Genomic DNA, 18,232 nt, shown 5'->3' on the forward strand with positions numbered 1-18,232 from the left:
GCTCCCCACATTTTGGCCGATCAGCGTAATCGCTGTGCAGTGAGCCGAAAAAGGATATTCATGAAGAAGCTGTGTTTGCTCGGCCTTGTTGCCACTCTGGCCACTCACCCCGTATGGGCAGAAACAAAGCCTGCTGCGCTTAAAGACAAGGACGCCTTCGTCAGCGACCTGCTCAAGCAGATGACCCTGGATGAAAAGATCGGCCAATTGCGCCTGATCAGCATCGGCCCTGAAATGCCCCGCGAGCTGATCCGCAAGGAAATCGCCGCCGGCCGCATCGGTGGCACCTTCAACTCGATCACCCGCCCGGAAAACCGTCCGATGCAGGACGCGGCCATGCGCAGCCGGTTGAAGATCCCGATGTTCTTCGCCTATGACGTGATCCACGGCCACCGCACGATTTTCCCGATCAGCCTGGCCCTGGCCTCCAGCTGGGACATGGACGCCATCGGCCGCTCCGGGCGTATCGCCGCCCAGGAAGCCGCCGCCGACAGCCTCGACATCACCTTTGCGCCGATGGTCGATATCTCACGCGACCCACGCTGGGGCCGCACGTCCGAAGGCTTCGGCGAAGACACGTATCTGGTCTCGCGCATTGCCGAAGTGATGGTCAAGGCCTTCCAGGGCACCAGCCCCGCCAATGCCGACAGCATCATGGCCAGCGTCAAGCACTTCGCCCTGTACGGCGCGGTGGAAGGCGGTCGCGACTACAACGTGGTCGACATGAGCCCGGTCAAGATGTACCAGGACTACCTGCCGCCGTACCACGCGGCGATCAAGGCCGGTTCCGGCGGCGTGATGGTGGCGTTGAACTCGATCAACGGTGTACCCGCCACGGCCAACACCTGGCTGATGAACGACCTGCTGCGCAAGGACTGGGGCTTCAAAGGCCTGGCCGTGAGTGACCACGGCGCGATCTTCGAGCTGATCAAGCACGGCGTGGCCAAGGACGGGCGTGAAGCCGCCAAGCTGGCGATCAAGGCCGGCATCGACATGAGCATGAACGACTCGCTGTACGGCAAGGAATTACCCGGCCTGCTCAAGTCCGGCGAGATCGAGCAAAGCGACATCGACAATGCCGTGCGTGAAGTGCTCGGCGCCAAGTACGACATGGGCCTGTTCAAAGACCCGTACCTGCGTATCGGCAAGGCCGAGGATGACCCGGCCGACACCTATGCCGACAGCCGTCTGCACCGCAGCGATGCCCGCGATATCGCGCGGCGCAGCCTGGTCTTGCTGAAAAACCAGAACAACACTTTGCCGCTGAAAAAGTCCGCAACCATCGCCCTGGTTGGGCCATTGGCCAAGGCGCCGATCGACATGATGGGCAGTTGGGCGGCTGCCGGTAAGCCTGAACAATCGGTGACCCTGCTGGACGGCATGAACGCCGTGATCGGCGAGAAAGGCAAAGTGATCTATGCCCGTGGCGCCAACATCACCAACGACAGGGCGGTGGTCGACTACCTCAACTTCCTCAACTTCGATGCGCCGGAAGTGGTGGATGACACGCGCTCTTCGCAAGTGATGATCGACGAAGCGGTGAAAGCCGCAAAGGACGCTGACGTGGTCGTGGCTGCCGTGGGCGAGTCCCGTGGCATGTCCCACGAATCCTCGAGCCGTACCGACCTGAACATCCCACAAAGCCAACGTGACCTGATCAAGGCCCTTAAAGCCACCGGCAAGCCTTTGGTGTTGGTATTGATGAACGGCCGCCCACTGTCGATTCTCGATGAGAACAAGCAGGCTGACGCGATCCTGGAAACCTGGTTCGCCGGCACCGAAGGCGGCAACGCCATCGCCGACGTGCTGTTCGGCGACTACAACCCGTCAGGCAAGCTGCCGATCACCTTCCCACGCTCGGTGGGGCAGATTCCGACCTACTACAACCACCTGAGCATCGGCCGGCCGTTCACCCCAGGCAAGCCGGGCAACTACACCTCGCAGTATTTCGATGACGTCACCGGCCCCCTGTTCCCGTTTGGTTATGGCCTGAGCTACACCACGTTCAGCTTGTCGGACATGGCGCTGTCGTCCACCACGTTGAATAAAACCGGCAAGCTCGACGCCAGCGTCACGCTGAAAAACACCGGCAAGGTAGACGGCGAAACCGTGGTGCAGTTGTATATCCAGGACGTGGCCGGCTCGATGATCCGCCCGATCAAAGAGCTGAAGAACTTCCAGAAAGTCATGCTCAAAGCCGGTGAAGAACGCACATTGCACTTCACCATCACCGAGGAAGATTTGAAGTTCTACAACACCCAGCTCAAGTTCGCCGCAGAACCGGGCGAGTTCAATGTACAGATCGGGTTGGACTCCCAGGATGTGCAGCAGCAGACATTCGAGCTGCTCTGATCTAAAACTGTAAAGGCGGTCAGTGTGGGAGCTGGCTTGCCTGCGATAGCGGTGGAACATCCACCACCGCTATCGCAGGCAAGCCAGCTCCCACATTTGACTTCAGTGGCTGGGTTAACCCCGCCGATCCAACAGATTCACCACCAACCGATCAATCCACCCCCACACCCGCTGCTTCACGCGCCGCCACAACGGCCGCGCCTTCCACGCCTCCAGACTCACCGCCTGGCTCTGGGCAAAATCGCGCTCGAAACTGCCCGCCACGGCCAGCGTCAACTCAGGGTCCAATGCCTCCAGGTTGGCTTCCAGATTGAAGCGCAAATTCCAGTGGTCGAAATTGCACGAGCCGATGCTCACCCAATCATCTACCAGCACCATTTTGAGGTGCAGAAAGCACGGCTGGTATTCAAAGATCTGCACACCCGCACGCAGCAAACGCGGGTAATAACGATGCCCGGCGTAACGTACGGAGGGGTGATCGGTGCGTGGGCCGGTGAGCAGCAAACGCACATCCACGCCGCGTCCGGCCGCACGGCGCAAGGCACGGCGCACGCTCCAGGTCGGCAAAAAATACGGCGTCGCCAGCCAGATGCGTTGCTGGCTACTGTTCAATGCGCGAATCAGCGACTGCAAAATATCGCGGTGCTGGCGGGCGTCGGCATAGGCCACGCGGCCAAGACCCGGCCCGGCCGCAGGCACCTTGGGCAGGCGCGGCAAACCAAAATGGGTAGAGGGCTTCCACGCGCGGCGCGCCACATTGGCATGCCATTGGCGTTCGAACAGTGCTTGCCAGTCCAGCACCAGTGGGCCGCTGATTTGCACCATCACCTCATGCCACTCGGCGGTGTCCTGCCCCGGCGTCCAGAACTCATCCGTGACGCCCGTCCCCCCCACCAGCGCGATGCTCTGGTCGATCAGCAACAGTTTGCGATGGTCGCGGTACAGGTTGCGCACCCACCGCCGCCAGCTCAAGCGATTGTAAAACCGCAGCTCCACGCCCGCATCGGTCAGGCGTTTGCGCAGCCCCAGCGTAAACGCCAAACTGCCGTAATCATCAAACAGGCAACGCACGAGCACGCCGCGTTCGGCGGCCAGCACCAACGCCTGCACCATGGCTTCGGCGCATGCGCCGGCTTCCACCAGGTACAACTCCAACTCGACTTGCTGCTCGGCGCGGGCAATGCCCACCAGCATCTGCGGGAAGAAACTCGGCCCGTCGACCAGCAACTCGAACCGGTTGGCGCTGCGCCACGGAAACACTGCGCCGCTCATCTCAGCGCGCCGTAAAGATCAGTACCGCACCCACCGGCACCGACAAACTGATCGACTTAAGCCCCGCCGCCTTACGCAACGCCGCCACGCCCGGCGCCAGCTCGAAATCCTCGGCATGCAACACCACCGGCTCCAGGGTCACCACCTGGAAACGGCGGTCATCCAGGCGGGTGGCCAACAACTCGGCGCTGTAGGTTTGGGTCTTGCCACGCAGGGTGACGCTCAGCGGCAGGCGCAATTCCACCTGCGCGCCGGGGGCCAGGTCATTGATGGGTTGCAGGTTGATCTGCGCACGAATCAACGCTTCGGGGAAGGTCTTGATCTGGAACAGTTCATTGCGCATGCGCTCATCGCGCAGCGGGATGCCGCTGTTGATCGACTCCAGCTCCACTTCCAATTGCGCTGCGCCCTGGCTGTCGACTTTGCCGTGCAACACCAGGAAGCGATGCACTTCAGCGATTTCAGTATTTTTGGTGGTGACAAACGACAGCCGTGAGGATTCGTTATCCAGGTACCAATCGGCGTGGGCAGGCAGGGCTGCACAGGTCAGCAGCGTGAAAGCCAGAGGTTTGGCATTGAACATAAAGACTCATGGGGAAAAAAACCTGGACGAACCTTAAGCGCAATATCACAAACGGCGCAAATCCAATGTGGGCGCTGGCTTGCCTGCGATAGCGGCAAGTCAGTCAACATCACCGTTGCCTGTGCCGCCGTCATCGCAGGCAAGCCAGCTCCCACAGGAGATTTGGGTGTTTCAGGGGGTCAGGCGACAGCCCTGGCGCTCACCCAGCCACCTTGCCGTGTGCGTGCGGCCCAACCCACTCGCCGTCACTTCACTGCGTTCCGGCGTGTCGATGAAGCGGCTGACGGGCACGTACTGCTTCACATACCCCAGGCAATAAGCAGCCGGATTGTTCTCCACATACCGGCACGAGCAATATTCCTTGGCCGTGTACGCCGCGATGATGTCGGGGAAGGCTTGCAGGTTGACGCGCTCGTGCCAGATCCAACCCAGCAGGGCGAGTAACAGCAGCAGGAAGACGCTGATAAACGGGTGACGGCGGATCATGGTTGCACCGCCGCAAGCACGCGTTTGAGCAGTTCGTTATGGCGGTAGCTGCCGTCGCGGTCATCGCCGTAGCGCACGATCACCAGGTGTTCATCCGGCATCACAAACAACGCCTGGCCCCAGTGGCCCAGGGCGGCGAAAGTGTCGGCGGGGGCGTCGGGCCACGGTCGGGCGGCGCCCTGCACTTCGCGGTTGAGCCACCATTGGCCGCCGGGCACGGCTTCGTCCTGGCCGGCTTTGTATTTGTCGAAGGGTTGGCGATTGAAGGCGACCCACTCTTTAGGCAGCAATTGCTGCTCACCCCAACGGCCGTCGCGCACCATCAGCAGGCCGACGCGGGCCAGGTCGCGGGCGGTGAGGTAGGCGTAGGACGAAGCGACGAAGGTCTCGTCGGCATCGGTTTCCCAGGTAGCGTTGTGAATGCCCAGCGGCTTGAACAGCGCCTCCCACGGGTAATTCACATAGGCCTTGTGGCCGAGCATGCCTTTGAGGGCGGCGGACAAGATATTGCTGTCGCCGCTGGAATATCTGAAAGCCTGGCCCGGTGCGGCGGCGGCCTCGGTGTCGGCGGCGAACTCGGCCATGTCAGCGCGGCCACGGGTGTAGAGCATCGCCACCACCGAGGATTTCAGCGGGGCGTATTCATAGTCTTCCTGCCAGTCCAGGCCCGAGGCCCAGTGCAGCAGGTCGGCCAGGGTGACCTTGGGGTGTTGTTTCATCGGCGGGTAGAAGCGCGCCGCCGGGTCGGTGAGTTTGAAGCGGTTTTCGCCGTAGGCCACGCCGAGCACCGTGGCCATCAGGCTTTTGCTGATCGACCAGCTCAGGTGCGGGGTACTGGCGGTGGTGGGTGCGGCGTAGCGTTCGTAGATGATCACGCCATCGCGGATCACCAGCAGCGCGTCGGTGCGAATGCCTTGGCGGGTGGCGTCGTCACGGGTTGGAAAAGCGTAGGCATTGAGGGCTTCGACAGCGGGACCGTCGAGCGGTGTGCCCTTGGCCCAATCCTTGTCAGGCCAGGTTTCGGCGCGGGCGGTGACGGTGGCTAACAGCAGGGCAACGCACAACAGGCCTCGGACCATGGACACAAACTCAAGGGGGGCATTCAAGCCCGCGAGCCTAGCCTGGATGAGTGACAGTTTTGCTACGCGAGTCTTGAGTGGATGCATGTTAATTGTGGGAGGGGGCTTGCTCCCGATGGCAGTGGCTTAGTCAGCTTATCTGTAACTGATCCACCGTCATCGGGAGCAAGCCCCTTCCCACATTTGGATCGCGCTGCATCCGGTAGAAGACGCCCTGCCGCGGCTGTCATCTAAGCGTCACTGGAACTTCATGGAGATGACACCGAGCCTACATAGCCTGAGTTTGGACAAACAAGTCGACCGGCCGGAACGTGGCTGGCACTCGGAGATTCGCCATGACTCAGATCGCCCGCATCAGCGACACCGGCAATGAACGCCGTCTGCAAGCCGAACGCCTGATTGGCGCGCAGGCATTGCAGGAAGCCCAGGCCTTGCGGTTCAACGTGTTCAGCGGCGAGTTCAACGCCAAGCTGAAAGGCGCGGAACTGGGTCTGGACATGGATGACTATGATGTTCACTGCAGCCACATTGGCGTGCGGGACTTGAACAGCGGTCGATTGGTGGCCACTACCCGTTTACTCGATCACCAGGCCGCCAGCACCCTGGGCCGGTTCTACAGCGAAGAAGAATTCAGCCTGCATGGCTTGCTGCACTTGCAAGGCCCGATCCTGGAGATCGGCCGCACCTGCGTCGACCCGGCCTATCGCAATGGCGGCACCATTGCCGTGTTGTGGGGCGAGTTGGCCGAGGTGTTAAATCAGGGCGGCTACAGCTACCTGATGGGCTGCGCGAGCATCCCGATGCACGACGGCGGCATCCAGGCCCACGCGATCATGCAGCGCCTGCGCGAACGCTACCTGTGCAACGAACACCTGCGCGCCGAGCCGAAAAGACCACTGCCGGCGCTGGACCTGCCGTCCAACGTCATCGCGGAAATGCCGCCGCTGCTCAAGGCCTATATGCGCCTGGGTGCGAAGATCTGCGGCGAGCCGTGCTGGGATGAAGATTTCCAGGTGGCCGACGTGTTCATCCTGCTCAAGCGCGATGAGTTGTGCCCGCGTTACGCGCGCCACTTCAAGGCGGCCATGTAATGGGCCGCCTGCGCGTGTACGGGCGCATCGCCCGGGTGCTGCTGGTGGTGGCGCTGGGCTTGAGCATGGCCAGTGTGTTTGGTGTGTTCGAGCGTTTGGGTGTGGCCAATTCGATGGTGCGGCGCCAGCGCTGGTCGCGGTTTTTTATGGCGCGGCTGACCAACGCCCTGCCCTTTCGCGTGACAGTGCACGGTGAACTGCCGACGCAGCCAATGCTGTGGGTGAGCAATCACGTGTCCTGGACCGATATTCCGTTGCTGGGCGCTGTGGCGCCGATGTCGTTTCTGTCCAAGGCCGAAGTGCGCACCTGGCCGGTGGCCGGCTGGTTGGCGGCCAAGGCCGGTAGCCTGTTTATCCGTCGGGGTTCAGGCGACAGCCAGTTGATCCGCAAGCAGATGACCCGTCATCTGGAGCAACAGCACCCGCTGCTGATGTTCCCGGAAGGCACCACCACCGACGGGCGCAGCCTGCGTACCTTTCACGGGCGCTTGCTGGCCAGTGCGATTGACGCGGACGTGTCGCTGCAACCGGTGGCAATTCGTTACCTGCGCGACGGGCAAGTGGACCCGCTGGCACCGTTTATTGGCGATGACGATTTGCTCTCGCACCTGATGCGCCTGTTTGGCAATGACCAGGGCGATGTGGAAATCCATGTGCTCACACCGATTGCCTGCGCCGGGCAGGAACGCGCAGCGCTAGCGTTCCAGGCGCAGCAGGCGGTGCAAAAGGCGTTGTTCGGGCCGTTGCCGGAAACTGAGCAGGTGGCGGTGCGACCGGCGTTTGCTGCCTGAAACTGTGTGAGCACAATCAAAAATGTGGGAGCTGGCTTGCCTGCGATGACGATCTGCCAGTGAGTATATTGGTGGCTGACACACCGCTATCGCAGGCAAGCCAGCTCCCACATGTTTAGATCTCTGTAGCCAGATGGGCTTGTGCGAATTTCTGCAATTCGGGGTAGAACACCCGGAAGTCTTCGCTCAACGGCTCATACAAAACCCGCAACTCCTGCATCGCATGGCCCAATTCCTGGGGCTGTGTCAGGCGCCGCGAGATCCCACGCAACACCTGCTCCATCACCGCGAACTCACGGTACGATCCCAGCCAATCATCCGCTGCCATATACGGCGCAATCTGCGCCAGCCGCCCCGGCAACTGGGGTTCGGCGGCCAGTACGCGATACACCTGCGACGTGAAGTGCTCCAGCGGCTGGTCGGCATACAGCGCCCAATCCCGCGCCAGGCAATGGTCGAAAAACACATCGAGGACGATCCCGGCATAGCGCTTGCGGGTCAGGCTGAAGCGTGACAACGCCGCCCCTACCAACGGGTGGCTGTCGGTGAAACGGTCGATCGAGCGATGCAACTGAATCGCCGACTCGATTTGCGGGCTGAACTGCCCCTGCAGGCGGCCTTTGACGAAATCACCATAGAGGCTGCCCAGCAGTTGCGCAGGAAGTTGGCCGCCCAGGTGCAGATGTGCGAGATAATTCATGGCGCGCAGTTTAGCACTGCCGTCAACGTATCGTTATAACCCGATATATCGATTTGGCCTGGCCTAAGACCAAAATCATATTGGTATATCGGGATATACCGATTTAAAGTTCGCCTCATCGCGATATAACGCTTTACGAAACCGAGCACCCGCCATGTCCATCGACCTCGACGAAATAATAAAAGCACTGGCACACCCAGTACGACGAGACATTCTCACCTGGCTCAAAGACCCGAAAGTGCAGTTCCCAGAGCAATTGCACAACCACGAATACGGCATCTGCGCCGGGCAGATCGACCAGCGCTGCGGCTTGTCCCAGTCGACCGTGTCGGCCCACCTGGCCACCCTGCAACGGGCCGGGTTGATCAGCAGCCAGAAGGCCGGACAGTGGCACTTTTTCAAGCGTAATGAGGAAGTGATCCAAGCGTTCCTCGCGGCGCTCACGACTGAACTCAGCGCTGAAATCATCGAACCGCTGTAACCAAGGAAACGATAATGCCCCTCTCGCTACTCATACTGGCCCTGAGCGCCTTCGCCATCGGCACCACAGAGTTCGTCATCATGGGCTTGCTGCCCGATGTGGCGGCGGACCTGGGCGTGTCGATTCCCGGCGCCGGCTGGCTGGTCACTGGCTACGCATTGGGCGTGGCCATCGGCGCGCCCTTCATGGCACTGGCCACCGCCAGGCTGCCACGCAAGGCCGCCCTGGTAGCGTTGATGGGCATCTTTATTGTCGGCAACCTGCTCTGTGCCCTGGCCAGTGACTACAACGTGCTGATGGTTGCCCGTGTGGTCACCGCGTTGTGCCACGGCGCCTTCTTTGGTATCGGTTCGGTGGTCGCCGCCAACCTGGTGCCGGCCAACAAGCGTGCTTCCGCTGTAGCCTTGATGTTCACCGGCCTGACCCTGGCCAACGTACTCGGCGTGCCGCTGGGTACCGCGCTGGGCCAGGAAGCCGGCTGGCGCTCGACCTTCTGGGCAGTGACCGTCATTGGGGTGGTGGCGCTGATCGGCCTGATTCGCTTCCTGCCGGCCAAGCGCGACGAAGAAAAACTCGACATGCGCGCCGAACTGGCCGCCCTCAAGGGCGCCGGCATCTGGTTGTCGCTGACCATGACCGCGCTGTTCGCCGCCTCCATGTTCACCCTCTTCACCTATGTCGCGCCGCTGCTCGGCGACGTCACCGGCGTGTCGCCCAAAGGCGTGACCTGGACCCTGCTGCTGATCGGCTTGGGCCTGACCGTGGGCAACATCATCGGCGGCAAGCTGGCGGACAAGCGCCTGGCGGCAACCCTGATCGGCGTGTTCATCAGCATGGCGGTGGTCTCCACGGTGTTGACCTGGACCAGCGTCGCGGTGATCCCGACTGAAATCACCCTGTTCCTGTGGGCCGCCGCCTCGTTCGCCGCCGTACCGGCGCTGCAAATCAACGTGGTGACCTTCGGCAAGGCGGCACCGAACCTGGTGTCCACCCTGAACATCGGCGCCTTCAACATCGGCAACGCCCTGGGCGCCTGGGTTGGCGGCAGTGTGATTGCCCACGGTTTCGGCCTGACCAGCGTGCCTCTGGCCGCTGCGGCCCTGGCGATTCTTGCCCTGCTGGTGACCCTGATTACTTTCCGTCAGAGCGGCGATGCCGACCTGGCCCCTGCGACCAACTGATCAATCCACTTAAAGAGAAGGGTGTTATCCCATGACGACTATTTTCGATCCGATCAAACTGGGCGACCTGGAACTGTCGAACCGCATCATCATGGCGCCGCTGACCCGCTGCCGCGCTGATGCCGGTCGCGTGCCCAACGCGCTGATGGCCGAGTATTACGTGCAACGCGCTTCCGCCGGGCTGATCATCAGCGAAGCCACTTCCGTGACGCCGCTGGGCGTGGGCTACCCGGACACTCCGGGCATCTGGTCCAACGACCAGGTGCGCGGCTGGGCCAATGTGACCAAGGCCGTACACGGCGCAGGCGGCAAGATCGTCTTGCAACTGTGGCACGTTGGCCGGATCTCCCACGCGTCCTACCTGAACGGCGAAACCCCGGTGGCACCAAGCGCCATCCAGCCTAAAGGCCACGTGAGCCTGGTGCGTCCGCTGGCCGACTACCCAACGCCGCGTGCCCTGGAAACTGCTGAAATCGCCGACATCGTCGATGCTTACCGCGTCGGTGCCGAAAACGCCAAGGCCGCAGGCTTTGACGGCGTGGAAATCCACGGCGCCAACGGTTACCTGCTCGACCAGTTCCTGCAGAGCAGCACCAACAAACGTACCGACAACTACGGTGGTTCCCTGAAAAACCGTGCGCGCCTGCTGCTGGAAGTGACTGACGCCGCCATCGAAGTCTGGGGCGCCGGCCGTGTAGGTGTGCACCTGGCACCGCGCGCCGACTCCCATGACATGGGCGACGACAACCTGGCCGAAACCTTCACCTACGTCGCCAGCGAACTGGGCAAGCGTGGCATCGCGTTCATTTGCTCGCGTGAAAAAGAAGCCGGCGACAGCCTCGGCCCACAACTGAAAAAAGCCTTCGGCGGCCCGTACATCGCCAACGAACGCTTCACCAAAGACAGCGCCAATGCCTGGCTGGCTTCCGGTAAGGCTGATGCGGTGGCGTTTGGCGTACCGTTCATTGCCAACCCGGACCTGCCGGCGCGCCTGAAGGCCGATGCGCCATTGAATGAAGCGCACCCGGAAACCTTCTACGCCAAGGGCCCGGTCGGTTACATCGACTACCCGACACTGGCGCTCTGATCGTCTGAAACGCAAAAAGCCCCGGTTCGCAGGAACCGGGGCTTTTTACTGCGCCCTGGAATACACCAGAGATCTGAGGTGGAAGCGGGCTGGTGTGTAAGCGGGCTTGCTCGCGAATGCGGTGGATCAGTTAGCACACCTGTAGCTGACAGACCGTATTCGCGGGCAAACCCGCTTACACATTTGGAATGCGCACCAGCGCTGGGAAACATTCCTTCACAGCCTTGCAACAATATCGCTACAAAATACTTAGGCGGCTACCTATCAACCGCCCGCCAGCCCGTATATAAAGTCACCCCACCAATCGCTCGAAGGGACGATCGACTGTGTCTCGTCTTTACTGTTGACACAACTGGACGTAATTACGCATTTTGTCTTAATTGCGCAGGCTGGGACTCAGGCGCAGCATGTCCAGCCCTGCATCAACCCAGCGTTCAGCCTGCTGATGCAGTTGAAAGCTATCGGGCACCAGCAGCCACTGGCCAATGATCCCGTTGATATAGGCATGCATGCACACCGCCCCACGGGTGGTGTCGAGATTTTCCGGAAGTTGCCCGCGATGGATCGCGTTACGCAAGGTCAGGCCGATACGTAGGTTGCATTCCAGGCTATGGGTCTGGCGCTGGCGACGCATGTCACACATTTCATCGGTGAACTCGCACTTATGAAACAAAATCTCGTTGATGCGCCGTGTTTTCGGGTCCAGAGCCACCTGATGAAACAAATGAATCAACAACTTGCGCATACAGCCAAGCGGGTCGACTTCATCCTCGCTCTCACTGGCCCGGGCCAACTCGTCCAACGGTTCGTGCAGCGTGTCGAGCAGTGCCTGCAGCAAATCGGACTTGTTACTGAAATGCCAATAGATAGCCCCGCGCGTCACCCCGGCCAACGCGGCGATGTCCGCCAGCGTAGTCCGCGCAACGCCGCGCTCATAAAAGGCTTGTTCGGCGGCTTGGAGAATTTGGCTGCGCGTTTCCTGAGCTTCCTCTTTGGTGCGACGAACCATGGCAGTAAAACCTCAATCAAAACACGTGGGACTATCGGTAACGCTGCTTTAATAGGCGGTAACGATCATCTGAATAATTGTGGGACGACACCGTCATGGGCGCCGAACGTACTAAAATCGAGGCTTTGGCGGTTGCTTTGTCAACAATCCGCGAAGCCTGTCAAGAGTTTACAAACAACCATGAACGTAAGTATATTGCGTAGCAAGCTACTTATCTACTCACAGCTTGTTTTTTACCCTTCCACACTTCTTGTGCGCATTCTGCGCGCCTGACCCGAGGATCTTCATGCAACTTAAGCCAGCTGTTACCGCTCTGGTCACTGCCGTCGCCCTGGCATCGCTGCTCAGCGGATGTAAAAAGGAAGAAGCGGCTCCGCCCGCTCAAACCCCTCAGGTCGGCGTGGTCACCATTCAACCGCAAGCCTTTACCCTGACCACCGAGCTGCCGGGCCGCACCACGGCTTACCGCATCGCGGAGGTTCGTCCTCAGGTCAATGGCATCATTCTCAAGCGCCTGTTCAAGGAAGGCGGCGACGTGAAGGAAGGGCAACAGCTCTACCAGATCGACCCGTCGGTGTATGAAGCCACCCTGAAAAGCGCACAAGCGAGCCTGACCCAAACCAAGTCGATCACCGACCGCTACAAGCAGTTGGTCGATGAGCAAGCCGTCAGCCGTCAGGAATACGACACGGCCGTTGCCAACCGCATGACGTCGGAAGCCAACGTGCAAACCGCCCAGATCAACGTGCGCTACACCAAAGTGTTCGCGCCGATCTCCGGGCGTATTGGTCGTTCTTCGGTGACCGAAGGCGCACTGGTGAGCAATGGCCAGGCCGATGCCATGGCCGTGATCCAGCAACTGGACCCGATCTACGTCGACGTCACGCAGTCCTCGGCAGAAATGCTCAAACTGCGCCGCGACCTGGCAAGCGGTCAGCTGGAAAAAGCCGGCGAAAACGCTGCCAAGGTCAAGCTGACCCTGGAAGACGGCACCGCCTACGGCCAGGACGGCAAGCTGGAGTTCTCCGAAGTGTCGGTCGACCAGACCACCGGTTCCGTGACTCTGCGCGCCGTGTTCCCGAACCCTGAACACACCCTGCTGCCGGGCATGTTCGTCCACGCCCAGCTGCAAGCCGGCGTGAACAGCAAGGCTATCCTGGCACCGCAGCAAGGCGTGACCCGCGACCTGAAGGGCACTCCAACGGCGCTGATCGTCAACGCCGACAACAAGGTCGAGCAGCGTGAGCTGGTGGCCAACCGTACGTACGGTGCCTACTGGCTGGTGGAAAAAGGCTTGAACGCCGGTGACCGTGTGATCACAGAAGGCTTGCAGTACGTCAAGCCGGGCGTCGAGGTCAAGGTCAAGCCGGCCGACAACGCTAAGCCTGCTGACGCCGGCAGTGCTGCTGCTCCTGCTGCCGCTGCTGGCAAAGGGGAGTAATCCATGTCGAAATTTTTTATCGACCGCCCCATTTTCGCCTGGGTTATTGCCCTGGTGATCATGCTGGTCGGGGCACTTTCGATCATGAAGTTGCCCATTAACCAATACCCGGCCATCGCGCCGACCGCCATCGACATCCAGGTGACCTACCCAGGTGCGTCCGCACAAACCGTGCAGGACACCGTGGTGCAGGTCATCGAGCAACAGCTCAACGGTATCGACAACCTGCGTTATGTTTCCTCGGACAGTAACTCCGACGGCAGCATGACCATCACCGTGACGTTCAACCAGGGTACCAACCCGGATATCGCCCAGGTTCAGGTGCAGAACAAGCTGAACCTGGCGACCCCACTGCTGCCGCAAGAAGTGCAGCAGCAGGGTATCCGCGTGACCAAGTCGGTGAAGAACTTCCTGATGGTAATCGGTCTGGTGTCGGAAGACGGCAGCATGACCAAGGACGACCTGTCCAACTACATCGTGTCGAACATCCAGGACCCGATTTCGCGGACCGCGGGTGTAGGTGACTTCCAGGTGTTCGGTTCGCAGTACGCCATGCGTATCTGGCTGGACCCAGGCAAGCTGAACAACTACCAGCTCACGCCGGTGGATGTGAGCACCGCGATTTCCGCACAGAACGTGCAGGTGGCTACCGGCCAACTGGGCGGCCTGCCTGCCCTGCCCGGCACCCAGCTGAACGCCACTATCATTGGCAAGACCCGCCTGCAGACTGCCGAGCAGTTCGGCAATATCCTGATGAAGGTCAATACCGACGGCTCACAGGTACGCCTGAAGGATGTTGCCCGTATTGAGCTCGGCGGCCAGAACTACAGCATCGCTGCGCAGTTCAACGGCAAGCCGGCTTCCGGTATGGCGATCAAGCTGGCTTCGGGCGCCAACGCCCTCGACACCGGCAAGGCCATCCGCGCCACCGTCGCGTCGCTCGAACCGTTCTTCCCGCCTGGGATGAAGGCGGTGGTGCCGTATGACACCACCCCAGTCGTGACCGAATCGATCTCCGGCGTAGTCGATACCCTGGTCGAAGCGATCGTGCTGGTGTTCCTGGTGATGTTCCTGTTCCTGCAGAACTTCCGCGCGACCATCATCACTACCATGACCGTACCCGTGGTGTTGCTGGGTACCTTCGGCATCCTGGCGGCGTTCGGTTTCACCATCAACACCCTGACCATGTTCGGCATGATCCTGGCCATCGGCTTGCTGGTGGATGACGCCATCGTCGTGGTGGAAAACGTCGAGCGGGTGATGGCCGAGGAGCACCTGTCGCCCAAGGAGGCGACGGTCAAGTCCATGGGCCAGATCCAGGGCGCCCTGGTGGGTATTGCCCTGGTACTGTCGGCGGTTCTGTTGCCGATGGCGTTCTTCGGTGGTTCCACCGGTGTGATTTACAAACAGTTCTCCATCACCATCGTTTCGGCCATGGCGTTGTCGGTACTGGTCGCGCTGATCTTCACCCCGGCCTTGTGCGCCACCATGCTCAAGCCGATCGACCCGGAAAAACACGGCCAACCCAAGCGTGGTTTCTTCGGCTGGTTCAACCGCACCTTCGACCGTGGCGTACTGAGCTACGAGCGCGGCGTGGGTAACATGATCAAGCACAAGATCCCGGCGTTCCTGGTGTACGCACTGATCATCGCCGGCATGATCTGGCTGTTCATGCGCATCCCTGCGGCGTTCCTGCCCGATGAAGACCAGGGCGTGATCTTTGCCCAGGTGCAGACGCCGGTAGGTTCTACGGCTGAACGTACGCAAAAAGTCATCGACGATATGCGTACATTCCTGCTCAACGACAAGGAAGGCGAGCCGGGCGAAGGCAAAGGCGTGAAATCGGTGTTTACCGTAAACGGCTTCAACTTCGCCGGTCGTGGCCAAAGTTCGGGCCTGGCCTTTGTGATGCTCAAGCCATGGGGCGAGCGTGACGCTTCCAACTCTGTGTTCGAGATCGCCAAGCGCGCCCAGGGCTACTTCATGCAGACCTTCAAGGACGCCATGGTATTTGCCATCGTTCCGCCGTCTGTACTGGAACTGGGTAACGCCACCGGCTTCGACGTGTTCCTGCAAGACCAGGGCGGTGTCGGCCACGATAAATTGATGGCGGCGCGTAACCAGTTCCTGGGTATGGCAGCACAAAGCAAGATTCTGGCAGGTGTGCGCCCCAACGGCGTGAACGATGAGCCGCAGTACGAGCTCACCGTCGACGACGAGAAGGCCAGTGCCCAAGGCATCACCCTGTCGAACATCAACCAGACCCTGGCGATCGCCCTGGGTGGCAGCTACGTCAACGACTTCATCGACCGCGGTCGGGTGAAGAAGGTGTACGTGCAAGGTGAAGCCGCCAGCCGCATGTCGCCTGAAGACCTGAACAAATGGTACGTGCGTAGCGACTCCGGGAAGATGGTGCCGTTGTCCGCCATCGCTTCGGGCAAGTGGATCTTCGGTTCGCCTAAACTCTCGCGCTACAACGGTGTTGCGGCGATGGAAGTCCTCGGTACGCCGGCGCCGGGCTACAGTACCGGTGACGCCATGGCCGAAGTCGAACGTATTGCCAAGCAACTGCCGGCAGGTGTCGGCTATGCGTGGACCGGCCTGTCGTATGAAGAACGCCTGTCCGGCTCCCAGGCACCTGCGCTGTACGCCTTGTCGCTGCTGGTGGTGTTCCTCTGCCTCGCGGCACTGTACGAAAGCTGGTCGATCCCGATCGCAGTGATCCTGGTAGTGCCGCTGGGGGTTGTGGGTGCGTTGATGGCGACCAGCATGCGCGGGTTGTCCAACGACGTGTTCTTCCAGGTGGGCCTGTTGGTGACGGTGGGCTTGGCGGCGAAAAACGCCATCCTGATCGTGGAGTTTGCCAAAGAGCTCCACGAACAGGGCAAAGGCATCGTCGAGGCGGCCATCGAGGCGTCCCGCATGCGTCTGCGGCCGATCATCATGACCTCCATGGCGTTCGTCCTCGGCGTATTGCCACTGGCGATCTCCACCGGCGCCGGCTCAGGCAGCCAGCATGCCATCGGTACCGGCGTAATTGGCGGTATGATCACCGCCACCGTCCTGGCGATCTTCTGGGTCCCACTGTTCTTCGCGACCGTATCGGCCGCGGGCGAACGTAAAAAGACGGTTACTACTGAAACTCCTAAAGAGGCTGGCCAATGAGCAAGTCGCTACTTTCCCTAGCCGTCACGGCATTCGTGCTCAGTGGCTGCTCGCTGATACCTGACTATCAGCGCCCCGAAGCGCCGGTGGCTGCTCAGTTCCCGCAGGGGCCGGCGTATTCGTCGGCCCAGGCGCCGGGCCAGGCCGCTGCCGAGCAGGGCTGGAAGCAGTTTTTCCATGACCCTGCCCTGCAACAGCTGATCCAGACCGCGCTGGTGAACAACCGTGACCTGCGTGTCGCGGCCCTGAACATCGACGCCTATGCGGCGCAATACCAGATCCAGCGTGCCGACCTGTTCCCGGCCGTATCGGCAACCGGCAGCGGCAGCCGTTCGCGCACCCCGGCCAAACTGTCGCAGACCGGCGAATCCACCATTGCCAGCCAATACTCGGCCGGCCTGGGGATCAGCTCGTATGAGCTGGACCTGTTCGGCCGCGTGCGCAGCCTGAGTGAAGAAGCGCTGCAAAAGTACTTCGCCACAGAAGAAGCACGTCGCAGCACTCAGATCAGCCTGGTGGCCAGCGTGGCCAACGCCTACCTGACCTGGCAGGCCGACAAGGAACTGCTCAAGCTGACCCAGGACACCCTGGGCGCATTCGAGCAGAGCTACAAGCTCACCACGCGCAGCAACGAAGTCGGCGTGGCCTCGGCCCTCGACCTCAGCCAGGCGCGCACCTCGGTGGAAAATGCCCGCGTGCAATTGGCGCGTTACACCCGCCAGGTGGCTCAGGACGAAAACAGCCTGACCCTGCTGCTGGGCACCGGCCTGCCGGCGAATATCGCCAGCAAGCCGCTGTCGGATGACCTGCTCAGCGAAGTGCCGGCCGGGTTGCCCTCCGACCTGCTGCAACGTCGTCCCGACATTGTGCAGGCCGAGTACAACCTCAAGGCTGCCAACGCCAATATCGGCGCGGCCCGCGCTGCGTTCTTCCCAAGCATCAGCCTGACCGCCAGCGCCGGAACTGCAAGCCCGACCCTGGGCGGCCTGTTCAAAGGCGGCTCGGGTACCTGGTCGTTCGCGCCGCAGATCAACATCCCGATCTTCAACGCCGGTAGCCTGCGCGCAAGCCTGGACTACTCGAAGATCCAGAAAGAGATCAACGTGGCCAACTACGAGAAGGCGATTCAGACCGGCTTCCAGGAAGTCTCCGACGGCCTCGCCGCGCGTGAGACCTACAAGCAGCAGCTGGATGCCCAGCGTGGTTTTGTCGCCGCCAACCAGGATTACTACCGCCTGGCCGAGCGTCGCTACCGCATTGGTGTCGACAGCAACCTGACCTTCCTCGACGCCCAACGCCAGCTGTTCAGTGCCCAGCAATCGCTGATCACCGACCGCCTGGCGCAGCTGAACAGCGAGGTCAACCTGTATAAGGCCCTCGGCGGTGGCTGGAATGAGCAGACCGCGAAGAACGAGCCGTTGAAAGAAGAAGCACCGGCACTCAAGTTGTTCTGATAGTGCTGTTGTGAAAAAAACCGCTTCCCTCACAGGAAGCGGTTTTTTTATATCCCGACA

The 18,232-nt window shown here is 61.0% G+C and carries 15 protein-coding genes; 9 read left to right on the top strand and 6 right to left on the bottom strand.

Features of this window, described 5'->3' with window-relative positions:
- The first annotated feature begins 60 nt into the window (after positions 1 to 60).
- Positions 61 to 2,352 (top strand): beta-glucosidase BglX, encoded by a 2,292-nt coding sequence (bglX, locus tag ACDZ94_RS17620; protein WP_432750530.1) that lies wholly within the window; start codon positions 61 to 63, stop codon positions 2,350 to 2,352.
- Between the two features lie 114 nt (positions 2,353 to 2,466).
- Here bglX and ACDZ94_RS17625 read toward each other — a convergent pair whose 3' ends face one another.
- The 4 genes from ACDZ94_RS17625 to ACDZ94_RS17640 all read right to left on the bottom strand — a co-directional run bounded on the left by ACDZ94_RS17625 (position 2,467) and on the right by ACDZ94_RS17640 (position 5,772).
- Positions 2,467 to 3,624 (bottom strand): phospholipase D-like domain-containing protein, encoded by a 1,158-nt coding sequence (locus ACDZ94_RS17625; RefSeq protein WP_432750531.1) that lies wholly within the window; start codon positions 3,622 to 3,624, stop codon positions 2,467 to 2,469.
- A gap of 1 nt (position 3,625) precedes the next feature.
- The gene (locus ACDZ94_RS17630; protein WP_064451250.1) at positions 3,626 to 4,207 is read right to left on the bottom strand and encodes a YceI family protein; all 582 of its coding nucleotides are present in this window, start codon (positions 4,205 to 4,207) and stop codon (positions 3,626 to 3,628) included.
- A 171-nt stretch (positions 4,208 to 4,378) separates the two neighbouring features.
- Positions 4,379 to 4,693 carry a hypothetical protein gene (locus ACDZ94_RS17635; RefSeq protein WP_064451249.1) on the bottom strand — a complete coding sequence of 105 codons (315 nt, stop codon included), beginning with the start codon at positions 4,691 to 4,693 and terminating at the stop codon, positions 4,379 to 4,381.
- Complete coding sequence (locus ACDZ94_RS17640; protein ID WP_262667976.1) at positions 4,690 to 5,772, bottom strand: serine hydrolase domain-containing protein; 1,083 nt, start codon at positions 5,770 to 5,772, stop codon at positions 4,690 to 4,692. The genes ACDZ94_RS17635 and ACDZ94_RS17640 overlap by 4 nt, the downstream gene beginning before the upstream one ends.
- 335 nt (positions 5,773 to 6,107) lie before the next feature.
- On the opposite strand from ACDZ94_RS17640, the gene olsB reads away from it, so the two are divergent.
- Positions 6,108 to 6,863, top strand: coding sequence for an L-ornithine N(alpha)-acyltransferase (olsB, locus tag ACDZ94_RS17645; RefSeq protein WP_064451247.1), 756 nt, complete (start codon positions 6,108 to 6,110; stop codon positions 6,861 to 6,863).
- A complete protein-coding gene (locus ACDZ94_RS17650; protein ID WP_432750532.1) occupies positions 6,863 to 7,654 on the top strand; it encodes a lysophospholipid acyltransferase family protein in 792 nt (263 codons plus the stop codon). The genes olsB and ACDZ94_RS17650 overlap by 1 nt, the downstream gene beginning before the upstream one ends.
- Positions 7,655 to 7,769: 115 nt before the next feature.
- Here ACDZ94_RS17650 and ACDZ94_RS17655 read toward each other — a convergent pair whose 3' ends face one another.
- Positions 7,770 to 8,354 carry an ACP phosphodiesterase gene (locus ACDZ94_RS17655; protein WP_064451245.1) on the bottom strand — a complete coding sequence of 195 codons (585 nt, stop codon included), beginning with the start codon at positions 8,352 to 8,354 and terminating at the stop codon, positions 7,770 to 7,772.
- Between the two features lie 154 nt (positions 8,355 to 8,508).
- Here ACDZ94_RS17655 and ACDZ94_RS17660 point away from each other — a divergent pair, with 154 nt between their 5' ends.
- Genes ACDZ94_RS17660 through ACDZ94_RS17670 form a run of 3 tightly spaced genes read left to right on the top strand, consistent with a single transcriptional unit; the run spans position 8,509 to position 11,103 of the window.
- The gene (locus ACDZ94_RS17660; protein WP_053254831.1) at positions 8,509 to 8,835 is read left to right on the top strand and encodes an ArsR/SmtB family transcription factor; all 327 of its coding nucleotides are present in this window, start codon (positions 8,509 to 8,511) and stop codon (positions 8,833 to 8,835) included.
- A 14-nt stretch (positions 8,836 to 8,849) separates the two neighbouring features.
- Positions 8,850 to 10,016 (top strand): MFS transporter, encoded by a 1,167-nt coding sequence (locus tag ACDZ94_RS17665; protein ID WP_407016511.1) that lies wholly within the window; start codon positions 8,850 to 8,852, stop codon positions 10,014 to 10,016.
- A gap of 31 nt (positions 10,017 to 10,047) precedes the next feature.
- Positions 10,048 to 11,103: an alkene reductase gene (locus tag ACDZ94_RS17670; protein WP_432750533.1), complete on the top strand. Its 1,056-nt coding sequence runs from the start codon at positions 10,048 to 10,050 to the stop codon at positions 11,101 to 11,103.
- A gap of 376 nt (positions 11,104 to 11,479) precedes the next feature.
- Here ACDZ94_RS17670 and ACDZ94_RS17675 read toward each other — a convergent pair whose 3' ends face one another.
- Complete coding sequence (locus tag ACDZ94_RS17675) at positions 11,480 to 12,112, bottom strand: TetR family transcriptional regulator (protein WP_064451242.1); 633 nt, start codon at positions 12,110 to 12,112, stop codon at positions 11,480 to 11,482.
- 286 nt (positions 12,113 to 12,398) lie between these two features.
- Between ACDZ94_RS17675 and ACDZ94_RS17680 the strand changes: the two genes are divergently transcribed.
- From ACDZ94_RS17680 to adeC, 3 genes are read left to right on the top strand one after another with little or no spacing between them, the layout of a single operon-like run.
- Positions 12,399 to 13,553, top strand: coding sequence for an efflux RND transporter periplasmic adaptor subunit (locus ACDZ94_RS17680; protein WP_064451241.1), 1,155 nt, complete (start codon positions 12,399 to 12,401; stop codon positions 13,551 to 13,553).
- A 3-nt stretch (positions 13,554 to 13,556) separates the two neighbouring features.
- Positions 13,557 to 16,718: an efflux RND transporter permease subunit gene (locus ACDZ94_RS17685; RefSeq protein WP_064451240.1), complete on the top strand. Its 3,162-nt coding sequence runs from the start codon at positions 13,557 to 13,559 to the stop codon at positions 16,716 to 16,718.
- The gene (adeC, locus tag ACDZ94_RS17690; RefSeq protein ID WP_064451239.1) at positions 16,715 to 18,172 is read left to right on the top strand and encodes an AdeC/AdeK/OprM family multidrug efflux complex outer membrane factor; all 1,458 of its coding nucleotides are present in this window, start codon (positions 16,715 to 16,717) and stop codon (positions 18,170 to 18,172) included. Before ACDZ94_RS17685 ends, adeC begins: the two co-directional genes overlap by 4 nt.
- Positions 18,173 to 18,232 lie beyond the last annotated feature (60 nt).

Origin of the sequence: Pseudomonas sp. UBT (genome assembly GCF_050915955.1) — a bacterium.
Lineage (GTDB): Bacteria > Pseudomonadota > Gammaproteobacteria > Pseudomonadales > Pseudomonadaceae > Aquipseudomonas > Aquipseudomonas antarctica_A.